A 12,600-nucleotide genomic window follows, 5' to 3' on the forward strand; every position below is an offset into this window, starting at 1 on the left:
GCGTAGGCTGGACAGGAACCCTGCACCCTGTATAGCCCCGTGAGGTGTCCCGTGTCCCCGCGTCGCAACCGACCCAAGGGTGACGGCTCGTCCGGCCGGAGCGCCGAGGACGATCGCGCGAGCCGTTACGGCGGCTGGCAGTCCAGCGCCCGCTGGCAGGGTGAGGAGTGGAGCGTACGGCATGTGGCGGGCGCGAGCGCGCAGGGCAAGAGCTACCGCTGCCCCGGCTGCGACCAGATGATCCCCGACGGCGTCCCGCACGTCGTGGCCTGGCCCGAGCACGCGGGTGTCGACGACCGCCGTCACTGGCACAAGGCCTGCTGGAACGCGCGGGACCGCCGCACCCCGGGGGTGCGGCGGTCCCGTAACGCGCCGAGATTCTGAAGGACCCTCCGGCCCTCCTCATCCACTCACACGTCGCGCTTCTCCAGCAGCGCGAACGCGGCGGCGAACGCGGCGGCCGTCACGCCGAGCGCGATCCACAGCGGGTCCCAGCCGGAGGGGCCGCTGTCCGTCAGGGACGCGGAGTAGAAGACGCTGAGCTGGTTCGGGATGGAGTACTCGAACAGGGCCTGGCGCAGGTCCTCCAGCGACTCCGAGAACATGAACAGCGCGATCACCAGCGGCGCCAGCACCAGGCCGATCATGATGGTGATGGCGCCCGCCGAGTGCCGGATGATCGAGCCGACGGCCAGCGACAGCAACCCGAGCAGCGCGACGTAGAGGGACACGCCGACCGTGCCCTTCAGCCACTCGCCGCCGCTGGGCTCGGCCGCGCCGGTCAGCAGGGCCACGTCCAGCATGGCGACGACGACCGCCGACACCAGCGTCACCACGAAGGCGACGAGGAAGAACACGATCGCCTTGGCCGCGAGCACCCGGCCGCGGGAGGGGCAGGCCGTCATCGTGGTGCGGATCATGCCGGTGCCGTACTCGGAGGCGGTGGTCAGCACACCGAGCGTGATGACGCACATACTGCCCAGGAGCAGTCCGAAGAAGCCGAACGACAGCGGGTTCTCACCGCTCAGGCCGTCGTCGCTGGAGCTCTCGGAGACCACCACGGCGGTCAGCAGGCCGATGCCGACCACGAGCAGGACGAACACGCCCAGCGTCCACATCGTGGAGCGCACCGACCGAATCTTGGTCCACTCCGAGGCGACGGCGTGTCCGAGGTGCGTGCGCACGACGGGGATCGGCGAGTTGTAGCCGGGGTACGCGGACCCGGGCGCCGCCTGCCAGGCGGGCGCGGCCTGCGGGGTCGGGGGCTGGGCGGTGCTCATCGGGCGTCCTCGGTCTGGGTCGGGGCGTCGGCGGCGGGAGCGGAGGGTGCGGCGGGGGCCTCGGTGGCGGGCGCGGCGGGCGCCTCGACGGCCGGGGCGGCCGCTGCCGGGCTCGCGGGTACGGCGGCCGCCGGGGCCGGTGCGGCGGCGGGCTGGGCCGTCGGCTGCGTGGGTGCGGGCTGGGCCGTCGGCTGCGCCGGGGCGGACTGCGCGTACGGGTTGGCGTCGGCCGGGGCGGCCGGCGGCGCGCCGTAGGGGCCCGCGGCGGCCGGCTGCGGCGGCGCGTAGCCCTGCTGGGGCGGCGGCGGGGCGTACCAGCCCGGCTGGCCCTGGCCCGGTACCGGCATCGGCGGCTGCGCGCCGGGCGGCGGCGCCTGCTGGAGCCCGGCCTTCTGGTCGATGGTCGACCGGTAGTCGACGGCCCCCTGCGTCATCCGCATGTACGCCTCCTCCAGCGAGGCCTGGTGCGGCGACAGCTCCCACAGCCGGACGTCGGCCTCATGGGCGATGTCGCTGATCCGGGGCAGGGCGAGGCCCGTGACGCGCAGCGCGCCGTCCTGCTCGGGCAGCACATGCCCGCCCGCCTCGGTGAGCGCGGAGGCCAGCTTCTCGCGCAGCTGCGGCTCGGTGTGCGGGGTGCGCACCCGCGCGAAGTCCGCGGAATTGGCCGAAATGAAGTCCTTCACACTCATGTCGGCGAGGAGCTGCCCGCGTCCGATGACGATCAGATGGTCGGCGGTCAGTGCCATCTCGCTCATCAGGTGCGAGGAGACGAACACGGTGCGCCCCTCCGCCGCGAGCGACTTCATCAGGTTGCGCACCCAGAGGATGCCCTCCGGGTCGAGGCCGTTGACCGGCTCGTCGAACAGCAGCACCTGGGGGTCGCCGAGCAGCGCGGCGGCGATGCCGAGCCGCTGGCCCATACCGAGGGAGAAGCCCTTGGACCGCTTCTTCGCCACGCCCTGGAGCCCGACCACGCCCAGCACCTCGTCCACGCGGCGGGCCGGGATGCCGGAGAGCTGGGCGAGGCTCAGCAGGTGGTTGCGGGCGTGCCGGCCGCCGTGCACGGCCTTGGCGTCCAGCAGGGCACCGACCTGGCGGGGCGCGTTCGGCAGTTTGCGGTACGGGTAGCCGCCGATCGTCACCGACCCCGAGGTCGGGTTGTCCAGGCCGAGGATCATCCGCATGGTGGTCGACTTGCCCGAGCCGTTCGGCCCGAGGAAGCCCGTGACGGCACCCGGCCGCACCTGGAAGGAAAGGTTGTACACAGCGGTCTTGTCGCCGTAGCGCTTGGTCAGGCCGACTGCCTCGATCATGCTCCGCACCCATCGACAGGTTCTGGACAGCGGGGCGCACGCCCCCCGTAAGGGTTAGGAGGATATCCAGGCGCTGACGGTTCCGCCGAAATCGAAGCAAAGACCAGAGCGTCACGCGTCGCGTTTCTTCAGCAGGACATACCCGCCGACGAGCGCCGCCACCACCCACGCCGCCATGATCGCCAGGCCGCCCCAGGGCCCGTACGGGGTGTCGTCGTCGACCGGCGTGACCACCTGCATGATCTTGCTGCCGGCCTGGTCGGGCAGGTAGCGGCCGACCTTCTTCGTCGCGTCGACGTTGCCGAGGATGTTGGAGATCAGGAAGAAGAACGGCATCAGGATGCCCAGCGACAGCATCGGCGAGCGCAGCATCACCGCCACGCCCATGGAGAACACCGCGATCAGCGTCATGTAGACACCGCCGCCGACGACCGCCCGCAGCACGCCCGGGTCACCGATCTCCGCCCGGTGCGAGCCGAGCATCGCCTGCCCGAGGAAGAACGTCACGAAGCTGGTGGCGAGCCCCACGACGAGGGCGAGGGCGGTGGCCACCGCGATCTTGCTGAACAGGAAGGTCCCGCGCTGCGGCACGGCGGCCAGTGAGGTGCGGATCATGCCGGTGCTGTACTCGTTGGACACCACCAGCACCCCGAACACGATCATCGCGAGCTGACCGAGGCTCATCCCGGCGAAGCTGATGAACGTCGGGTCGAACGAGAGCCGGTCGTCACGGCTCATGCTGTCGAACTCGTTCCTCGACAGCGCCGAGATCAGCATGCCGAGGGCGATGGTGACGACCACCGCGAGGGAGAGCGTCCAGACCGTGGACGCGACGGAACGGATCTTCGTCCACTCCGACCGGATCACCTGCGTCGCCGCCATGTCAGCCCCTCCTCCAGCCCTCGCCCCACTGCGCGGCGGGCGCCGGCCCGGTGTGCGCGTGGTACTCGACCGACTCCGCGGTCAGCTGCATGAACGCCTCCTCCAGCGAGGCCTGCTGCGGGCTCAGCTCATGCAGCACGATCTGGTGCTGAGCGGCCAGCTCCCCGATGCGCTCGGGCTTGCCCCCGTCGACCTCCAGCGTGCCGTTGCCGTTCTCCACGACGGTGATGCCCGCCCCGCGCAGCACGTCCAGCAGCCGTTCCCGCTGCGGGGTGCGCACCCGCACATACGCCCGGGAGTTCTGGGCGATGAAGTCGGCCATGGAGGTGTCGGCGAGCAGCCGGCCCTGGCCGATGACGACGAGGTGGTCGGCGGTCAGCGCCATCTCGCTCATCAGATGACTCGAGACGAACACCGTGCGCCCCTGCGCCGCGAGCGACTTCATCAGATTGCGGATCCAGTGGATGCCCTCGGGGTCGAGGCCGTTGACCGGCTCGTCGAACATCAGGATCCGAGGGTCGCCCAGCAGCGCGGCGGCGATGCCCAGCCGCTGCCCCATGCCCAGCGAGAACCCCTTGGCCTTCTTCTTCGCGACGGCCGTCAGCCCCACCGTGTCCAGCACCTCGCGCACCCGCTGCCGGGGGATGCCGTTGCTCTGCGCCAGACACAGCAGGTGGTTGTGGGCACTGCGCCCCGGGTGCACGCCCTTGGCCTCCAGCAGGGCGCCGATGTACGTCAGCGGATCCCGCAGCTGGTCGTAGTGCTTGCCGTCGATCCGCACGTCGCCGGCGGTGGGCCGGTCCAGGCCGAGGATCATCCGCATGGTGGTGGACTTGCCGGCACCGTTGGGACCGAGGAAGCCAGTGACGATGCCCGGCCTGACGGTGAAGGTGAGGTTGTTGACCGCCACCTTCTCGCCGTACCGCTTGGTCAGCCCCTCGAGCTCAATCATGCGGCCACGCTAGAACGGGGAAAAGCCCTCCGCCACCTCAGTGACGGAGGGCTCCACAGTTTTTCAGCCCTTGTACGACCGGACGTTACCGGGTCTGCTGAGCCGGCACCCCACGGGAGATCGGCTCGTCGTCCGCCGGCGTGCTGGCCGCGGCGACCGCGGCACCGGTGAGGGTGGCGAGCATCTCGCGGACGTTCGTCAGCTGAGCGTTGATCGAGTCGCGGCGGTTGGTGAGAGCCGCCAGCTCGCGCTCCGATTCCGAACGGATGCGGTCGGCCTTGGCGTTGGCGTCGGCCACGATGTCCTCGGCCTGGCGCTGCGCCGTCTCGACGGTCTGGCGGGCGCGGCGCTCGGCGTCCGTGCGCAGCTTCTCCGCCTCCAGGCGCAGCTGCTCCGCGCGGTGCTCGATCTCCGCGAGGCGCTTCTCCGCCTTCTGCTGACGGGACGCCAGGTCCCGCTCGGACTGCTCGCGGCGCTTGGCGAGGTTCGTCTCGAAGTCGGCGGCGGCCTGCGCGGCCTTGGCGCGGGTCTCCTCGAAGAGGGCGTCGGCCTCCTCGCGCTTGGACTGCGCGTCCTTCTGGGCCTCGGCGCGCAGCTGCGAGGCGTCACTCTTGGCCTTCTCGACGATCCGGACGCCCTCGTCCTCGGCCTTGGCCTTGCGCTCCGCAGCGAACGATTCTGCGTCGTTGCGGACCTGCTGGGCGGCCGACTCGGCGAGCTCGCGGTGCTGCTCGGCCGCGCGGCGGGCCTCCTCGCGCAGATCCTTGGCCTCTTCCTCGGCGAGGCGGAGGATCTTCTCGACACGCGCGCCGAGACCGGCGTACGACGGCTCGGCGTCGCTTACCTGGGCCTGGGCGTTCTGCGTCTCGAGGTGGAGTTCCTCGATGCGCTTTTCCAGAGCGGTGATGCGGGCGAGAGCGCTGTCACGGTCGGAGACGAGCTTGGAGATCCGTTCGTCCACCTGAGCGCGGTCGTATCCACGCCGCACAAGCTCGAAGCCGTAGGGGGAAGTGTCGCTCATGGGGTTCCTGTCGAATGAGACCGGTGAGGTGATAGGTGGAATCCTAGGGGCCGAAGCGCTCTGTCATCGAGCGGATGCGTGTTTGATCTGAGGAATGACACCCCTTTTGGGTGGCTGATCGGCCGAGTCCTTGCCAAAAACTTGGTCAAAGGGCCAACACTTTAACGGAATCCACACATTCCGCTAGCCCTCCGGCGACTTGCCACCCGAACGAGGGGATCCGACCGTCGCGCCGGCCTTGACGCCACCGTCCTTGTTCGACGACGGCGCCTCGAAGGACTCCAGCGCCTCCAGCACGTCCTGGACCCGGGAGATCTCGGCGTTGATGTCCTCGCGCCGGCGTACCAGCACCTCCAGCTCGCGCTTGCCCTCCTCGACCGTGCGCCGCGCCTCGCGGATCGCCTCGGCCTTCAGCTCCTCGGCCTCCTTGATCAGCGCGGACTTCTTCAGCTCGGCCTCCTTGAGCAGCCCCTCGGCCTTCTTCACCGCGGCGATGCGGACCTTGCCCGCCTCCGAGTTGGCCTCCGACACCAGCTCCTTGGCCTTGGCCTGAGCCTTGGCGAGCTGTTCCTCGGCGGCCTTGATCAGAGCGTCGCAGCGGTCGCCGGTCGACTTCATCGTCTCGGCGGCCTCGCGGCGGGCCCGCTCGTGCAGCTCCTCGATCTCGGTGGTGATGCGGTCGCGCAGCTCCTCCGCCCGCTCCCTTATGGCGGTGGCGTCCCGACGGGCGCCGACGAGCAGCTCGTCCGCGTCCGTGCGGGCCTTCTCGACCCGCGCGTTGCCCTCGACCGTCGCCTCGGAGACCAGCCGGTCGGCCTCGTTGCGGGCCGCGCCGACCATCGTGTCGGCCTGCGCCTCCGCCTCCGCGGTGGTCTTCAGCGCCTGCTGCTGCGCCTCGGTGAGCAGCTTGTCGGCCTCGGCCGTGGTCTCCGTGATGAGCTTGTCGACCTGCTCGGCGGCCTCCGAACGCCGCTTGTTGGCGTCGTTGCGGGCCTCGTCCAGCGTGCGGTCGGCCTCGTCGCGGGCGACGCTCATCATCCGGTCGGCCTCCGCCGCCGCCTCCGCCTTGACCCGTTCGGCCTCGGCACGGATCCGCTCGGCGTGCTGCTGCGCGGAACCGACCGTCTCGGCGGCCTCGGCCCGCAGCCGCTCGGCGTCGCCGGAGGCGTCCCCGATCAGCTTCTCCGCCTTGGCGACCGACTCGGTCCGCAGCCGCTCGGCCTCCTCCAGCGCCTCGACGCGCACCCGCTCCGCCTCGGCGGCCGTCTCGGTCCGCAGCCGCTCGGCCTCGGCGACCGTCTCCGTCTGGAGGCGCTCCGCCTCGGCGCGCGCCTCGGTGATGAGCGTGTCGGCCTGGGTCGCCGCGTCCGAACGGATGCGGTTGGCGTCCTCCCGGGCGTCGGCCCGGGTGCGCGCCGCCGCCTGGTCGGCCTCCGCCAGGGTGTCCGAGGCCTCCGTGCGCACCCGCTGGGAGTACGCGGACGCCTCCGAGCGCAGCCGCTCCGCCTCCGCGATCGCGTCGCCGACGGTCCGCTCGGCCAGCGCGCGGGCGGCCTCCGCCTCCTCGTTCGCCTCGCGCCGGACCCGGCTCGCGTCCTCGCTGGCCCGCTCCCGCTCGGCGTAGGCGTCGGCGCGGACCCGGTCCGCCTCCTCCTCGGCCTCCCGCCGGGTACGGTCCGCCGCGTGCTCGGCGGCGGAGCGCAGGCCGGTGATCTCCTCCTGCGCCTGCTCGTGCAGTCCGGCCACGGAGTCCCGCACCTGCTGCGCGTGCTGCTCGGCCGCCGACACCATCTCGGTGGCGCGCCGGTCGGCCTCCTCCACCAGCCGTACGGCCTCGGCCTGCGCGTCCTCCACGCGCTTGCGCGCCGACGCCAGCAGCTCCTCGCTCTGCTCGCGGGCCCGCTGCCGCTCCTGGTCGGCCTCCTGGCGGGCCGCGCCGAGGAGCTCCTCGGCCTCGCGGCGGCGCCGGGCGGCCTCCTCCTGCGCGGCGGCGAGCGTCTCGGACGCCTCGGCGGCCAGTCGCTCGGCGGCGGCCTGCGCCTCCGCCCGCACCCGGTCGGCGGTGTCCTGCGCCTCGGTTTTCAGCCGCTCCGCCTCGGCGGCGGCCTCCGACCGCAGCCGTACGGCGACGGCCTCGCCCTCGGCGCGCGAGGCGGACGCGTCGGCGGCGGCCTCGGTGCGCAGCCGGTCCGCCTCCTCGTCGGCCTGCTGCTGGAGCGAACGGATCCGCTCGGCGGACTCCGCGCGCAGCCGCTCGGTCTCCTCGGCGGCCTCGCGGCGGATCCGCGCGGCCTCCTCCCGGGCGTCGGTCAGCGCCTGCTCGGCGGCGGTGAGCCGCGACTCCGCCTCCGAGTGCAGCCGGGTCAGCTCCTCGGCGGCCTCGGCCTGCCGGGCCTCGATGGCCCGCTCGGCCTCCTCGCGCAGCTCGCGCGCGGCCTGCTCGGCGTTGGAGGTGATGGTCTCCGCGAGGCCGATCGCCTCGTCGCGCTGCTGCTCGGCCTCCTGGCGGGTGCGCTCCAGGGTCTCCTCGGCCTGCCGGCGCAGCGTGGTGGCCCGCTCGATGGCCTCGGTGCGGACCTTCTCGCTGTCCGCCGTCGCCTTCTGGCGCAGCTCGTCGGCGTCGGCCTTCGCCTTGGACAGCAGCTCCTCGGCGGTCTTGGCCGCCTCCTCGATCTGCTGGACGGCCTCCTTGCGGGCCTCCGCGCGGATCTTCTCGCCCTCGGCGACCGCGTCCGAGCGCAGCTGCTCGGCCTCGCCGCGCAGCCGGCGCGCCTCCTCCTGGAGCTCGACCGTCTTGGCGCGGTACTCCTTGGTGTCGTCCTTCGCCGCGCCCTTGAGCTGCTCGGCGATGTCGTGCGCCTCGCCGCGCAGCCGGTCCGCCTCGGCCTCGGCCTCCCGGCGGATGCGCTCGGCCTCCTCGGCGGCGGCCTTGGTGGTGCGCCGCGCGTCCTCCTGCGCCTTGTTGAGGACGTCCTCGGCGGTCTTGGCCGCCTTCGACAGCTGGGTCGCGCTCTCCTCGGCGGTGATCGTACGGGCCTTCTCGGCGGCCTCCGCGACGATCTTCTCGGCCTCGGCGCGGGCGTCGGCGACGAGCTGCTCGGCGTCCGCCTTGGTGGTCTCGGCCTCCTTGGTGGCCTCGCTGACCAGCCGGGCGACCTGTTCCTTCGCCGTACGGGTGCGCTGCTCGTTGGCGGACTCGGCGCTCGCGAGCGCCTTCTCGGCGGCCGTCTTGGCCTCGGCGACGAGCTTCTCGGCCTGCGCGCGGGCCTCGCGCAGCGCGGTGTCGGCCTCGGCCATGCGCTGTTCGGCGGCGCGGCTCAGCTCGCTCGCCTGGCGGCGGGCAGCGTCGGACTCGGTGGCCGTGGAGGTGCGCAGCGCCTCGGCGTGGTCGGTGGCCTCCTGGGCCTGCGTGGAGGCGGCGTTCAGCAGCCGCTCGGCGTCCGCGCGGGCCCGGCGCAGCAGCTGTTCGGCCTCCGCGCGGGCCGCCTCGGCCTCGCCCTGGAGCCGCTGCTGGGCCTGTGCGGCCAGCCGCTCGGCCTCGGCACGGGCGGCGGCCAGGGCCTGCTCGGCCTCGGCGCGGGACTCGTCGAGCAGCCGCCGCGCCTGGGCCTCGGTGCGGGCGCGCAGTTGCTCCGCCCACGCCACGTTCTCGTTGACGTGCGACTCGACGGTCTGGCGGCGCTCGGCCAGTTCCTGGTCGAGCTGCTGACGCCGGGCCACCGCCTCCTGGTGCAGCTCCGCCTGGAGGCGGGCGGCCTGCTCGGCGTGCTCCTGGAGGATGCGCTGGGTCTGCGCCCGCGCCTGGCTCAGCTCGCGCTCGGCGTCGGCGCGGATCTGGTCGGCCTGCATCTGCGCGTTGCGCAGCAGCTGCTCGGCCTGGTAGCCGATGTCGCCGCCGTCGAACGCGGGCCGGGACATGATGGTGCGCCGCGCCTCGTGCAACTTGGCGCGCAGCACCTCGACCTGGTAGCCGAGGTCCTCGGCGTGCTGGATCGCCTTTTCCCGCTCGGTCTTCAGCCGCTTCATCTCGGCTTCGAACCGAGTGAGGTGGTCGACGTCAGCCGCCGGCTCCCGCTCCTGGCTCTCGTAGCCCCGCACTGCGCGGTCCCATCCGTCCCCTGGTCGCAAGCTTCTCCAAACGAGCTCCGTCCATCCGCCGAACGGGGCCCCCGGGGAATGGTGTCAGATCAACGGCGGAGCACGGGCTGCTGCCCCGACGCTCGTCCCCCGAAACCCGGACCCCGGCTGGGTCCTGCCGACGGGCGGCAGGACACCGGTCGCCCTGGCTGAGCGGCGACCGCCCCCAACCCTACCGGCCCCTATGTACGAGGGTCAGTGCTCAGGTGACTCAACAGGCGCGGATGTGACCAGTTCTGTCAGTACTCCGTGGCAATCCTTGGGGTGCAGAAACGTGATCCGTGACCCCATGGAGCCGCGTCGCGGCTCTTCGTACAGAACGCGTACGCCCTTGCCGCGGATGTCGTCGGCGTCCGCGTCGACGTCCGCCGTACCGAAGGCGATGTGGTGCACGCCCTCCCCGTTCTTCGCCAGCCACTTGGCGACGGTGGAGTCCTCCCGGATCGGCTCCAGGAGCTGGAGGTACGAGGCGCCGCCGTCGGACGTATCGTTGATCTTGAGCATGGCCTCGCGCACGCCCTGTTCCTCGTTGACCTCGGAGTGGAACACCTCGAAGCCGTACGTGGAGCGGTAGAACTCGACGGTCGCGTCGAGGTCGTGGCAGGCGATCCCGATGTGGTCGATTCGCGTCAGCATGGATTCAGTGCAGCGCTCCGGAGGTGGTTACGCAACGTGCGAGCGATCACACCGACAGCCAGGTGACGGGGCGGAGTACCGCTCAGTACATTCGAAGTAAACCCTCGTTCACTCCTCGGCCCGTGCAGGCCGGTAAGGGGATCGCAGCTCATGACTGGAACGAACAGCACGACCTCGGTGATCGTCGCGGGCGCGCGCACGCCCATGGGGCGTCTGCTGGGCTCGCTGAAGTCCTTCTCCGGAGCCGACCTCGGCGGCTTCGCGATCAAGGCCGCCCTCGACCGTGCGGGGATCGGCGGCGACCAGGTGCAGTACGTGATCATGGGCCAGGTGCTCCAGGCCGGCGCGGGCCAGATCCCGGCCCGTCAGGCCGCCGTCAAGGCCGGCATCCCGATGAACGTCCCGGCGCTCACCATCAACAAGGTGTGCCTGTCGGGCCTGGACGCGATCGCGCTGGCCGACCAGCTGATCCGCGCGGGTGAGTTCGACGTGGTCGTGGCCGGCGGCCAGGAGTCCATGACGAACGCCCCCCACCTGCTGCCGAAGTCCCGCGAGGGCTTCAAGTACGGGGCGATCGAGATGCTCGACGCGATGGCGTACGACGGTCTCACCGACTCCTTCGAGGGCGTCGCCATGGGCGAGTCCACGGAGAAGCACAACACCCGGCTCGGCATCGCGCGCGAGGTGCAGGACGAGATCGCCGCCCTGTCCCACCAGCGGGCCGCCGCCGCGCAGAAGAACGGCCTGTTCGAGGCCGAGATCACCCCGGTGGAGATCCCGCAGCGCAAGGGCGAGCCGGTCGTCTTCAGCAAGGACGAGGGCATCCGCCCGGAGACCACCGCCGAGTCGCTCGGCAAGCTGCGCCCGGCCTTCGCCAAGGACGGCACGATCACCGCGGGCTCGGCCTCGCAGATCTCCGACGGCGCCGCCGCCGTCGTCGTGATGAGCAAGGCCAAGGCGCAGGAGCTGGGCCTGGAGTGGATCGCGGAGATCGGCGCGCACGGCAATGTGGCCGGACCGGACAACAGCCTCCAGTCGCAGCCGTCCAACGCCATCCTGCACGCCCTGAAGAAGGAGGGCCTGGAGGTCTCCGACCTCGACCTCATCGAGATCAACGAGGCCTTCGCCGCCGTCGCGGTCCAGTCAATGAAGGACCTCGGGGTGTCCACGGAAAAGGTGAACGTCAACGGCGGTGCCATCGCCCTGGGCCACCCGATCGGCATGTCCGGCGCCCGGCTCGTGCTGCACCTGGCGCTGGAGCTGAAGCGGCGCGGCGGCGGGGTCGGCGCGGCCGCGCTGTGCGGTGGCGGCGGTCAGGGTGACGCGCTGATCGTCCGGGTACCGAAGGCCTGAGTCCCTCTTAGCCGAACCCCTCTCGAACGGAGCTGTGATGCAGGACGTCTCCTCGCTGGTCGCCCAGGCCAGGGAAGGCCGGCCACGGGCCGTGGCCCGGCTGATCTCCCTGGTGGAGGGGGCGTCCCCGCAGCTCAGGGAGGTCATGGCGGCCCTGGCTCCGCTCACCGGAAACGCGTATGTGGTCGGTCTGACGGGTTCCCCGGGCGTGGGGAAGTCCACGTCCACCTCGGCGCTGGTGACCGCCTACCGCAAGCAGGGCAAGCGGGTCGGCGTCCTCGCCGTCGACCCGTCGTCGCCGTTCTCCGGCGGCGCGCTGCTCGGCGACCGCGTCCGGATGTCCGAGCACGCCTCCGACCCCGGCGTCTACATCCGCTCCATGGCCACGCGCGGCCACCTCGGCGGCCTGGCCTGGGCGGCCCCGCAGGCCATCCGGGTCCTCGACGCGGCGGGCTGCGAGGTGATCCTCGTCGAGACGGTCGGCGTCGGCCAGTCGGAGGTCGAGATCGCCTCCCAGGCCGACACCAGCGTGGTCCTGCTGGCCCCGGGCATGGGCGACGGCATCCAGGCCGCCAAGGCCGGGATCCTGGAGATCGGCGACGTGTACGTCGTCAACAAGGCCGACCGCGACGGCGCCGACGCCACGGCACGCGAACTCAACCACATGCTCGGCCTCGGCGAGGCCCGCGGCCCCGGCGACTGGCGCCCGCCGATCGTCAAGACGGTCGCCGCGCGCGGCGAGGGCGTCGACGAGGTCGTCGAGGCCCTGGAGAAGCACCGGGCGTGGATGGAGGAGCACGACGTCCTCGCCGAGCGCCGCCGCGCCCGCGCCGCCCGCGAGGTCGAGACCATCGCGGTCACGGCCCTGCGCGAGCGCATCGGGGACCTCCACGGCGACCGCCGTCTGAGCGCGCTGGCCGAGCGGATCGTCGCCGGGGAGCTCGATCCGTACCGGGCGGCGGACGAGCTGGTGGCGGGGCTCACCGAGGGCTGAGCCGACGGTCGGAGCACGGCCGCGGGGGT

The 12,600-nt window shown here is 72.0% G+C and carries 10 protein-coding genes; 3 read left to right on the forward strand and 7 right to left on the reverse strand.

Translation table 11 applies throughout. The features are described from left to right. The first annotated feature begins 51 nt into the window (after window positions 1-51). Entirely contained in the window at window positions 52-384 is a 333-nt protein-coding gene (locus ALMP_RS32695) for an ATP/GTP-binding protein (RefSeq protein ID WP_264935043.1), read from the forward strand. 26 nt (window positions 385-410) lie between these two features. On the opposite strand, the gene ALMP_RS32700 is transcribed toward ALMP_RS32695, so the two are convergent. From ALMP_RS32700 to mce, 7 genes are all read right to left on the reverse strand, one after another. Continuing rightward, window positions 411-1,280 (reverse strand): ABC transporter permease, encoded by an 870-nt coding sequence (locus ALMP_RS32700; protein ID WP_264935044.1) that lies wholly within the window; start codon window positions 1,278-1,280, stop codon window positions 411-413. Further along, entirely contained in the window at window positions 1,277-2,596 is a 1,320-nt protein-coding gene (locus ALMP_RS32705) for an ABC transporter ATP-binding protein (protein ID WP_264935046.1), read from the reverse strand. Before ALMP_RS32705 ends, ALMP_RS32700 begins: the two co-directional genes overlap by 4 nt. A gap of 111 nt (window positions 2,597-2,707) precedes the next feature. Then, window positions 2,708-3,478: an ABC transporter permease gene (locus ALMP_RS32710; RefSeq protein WP_264935047.1), complete on the reverse strand. Its 771-nt coding sequence runs from the start codon at window positions 3,476-3,478 to the stop codon at window positions 2,708-2,710. Between the two features lies 1 nt (window position 3,479). Further along, a complete protein-coding gene (locus ALMP_RS32715; protein WP_264935048.1) occupies window positions 3,480-4,430 on the reverse strand; it encodes an ABC transporter ATP-binding protein in 951 nt (316 codons plus the stop codon). An 85-nt stretch (window positions 4,431-4,515) separates the two neighbouring features. After that, window positions 4,516-5,451, reverse strand: a complete 936-nt coding sequence (locus ALMP_RS32720) for a cellulose-binding protein (RefSeq protein WP_264935050.1) — start codon at window positions 5,449-5,451, stop codon at window positions 4,516-4,518. A gap of 183 nt (window positions 5,452-5,634) precedes the next feature. Continuing rightward, the gene (gene scy / locus ALMP_RS32725; RefSeq protein ID WP_264935052.1) at window positions 5,635-9,549 is read right to left on the reverse strand and encodes a polarized growth protein Scy; all 3,915 of its coding nucleotides are present in this window, start codon (window positions 9,547-9,549) and stop codon (window positions 5,635-5,637) included. 234 nt (window positions 9,550-9,783) lie between these two features. Further along, window positions 9,784-10,224, reverse strand: coding sequence for a methylmalonyl-CoA epimerase (mce, locus tag ALMP_RS32730; RefSeq protein WP_264935054.1), 441 nt, complete (start codon window positions 10,222-10,224; stop codon window positions 9,784-9,786). Between the two features lie 150 nt (window positions 10,225-10,374). Between mce and ALMP_RS32735 the strand changes: the two genes are divergently transcribed. Further along, window positions 10,375-11,577 (forward strand): acetyl-CoA C-acetyltransferase, encoded by a 1,203-nt coding sequence (locus tag ALMP_RS32735; protein ID WP_264935056.1) that lies wholly within the window; start codon window positions 10,375-10,377, stop codon window positions 11,575-11,577. A 37-nt stretch (window positions 11,578-11,614) separates the two neighbouring features. Further along, on the forward strand, window positions 11,615-12,571 hold the full coding sequence (gene meaB, locus ALMP_RS32740) for a methylmalonyl Co-A mutase-associated GTPase MeaB (protein ID WP_264935057.1): 957 nt from the start codon (window positions 11,615-11,617) through the stop codon (window positions 12,569-12,571). Window positions 12,572-12,600 lie beyond the last annotated feature (29 nt).

It is taken from the genome of Streptomyces sp. A012304 (assembly GCF_026008495.1).
GTDB lineage: Bacteria > Actinomycetota > Actinomycetes > Streptomycetales > Streptomycetaceae > Streptomyces.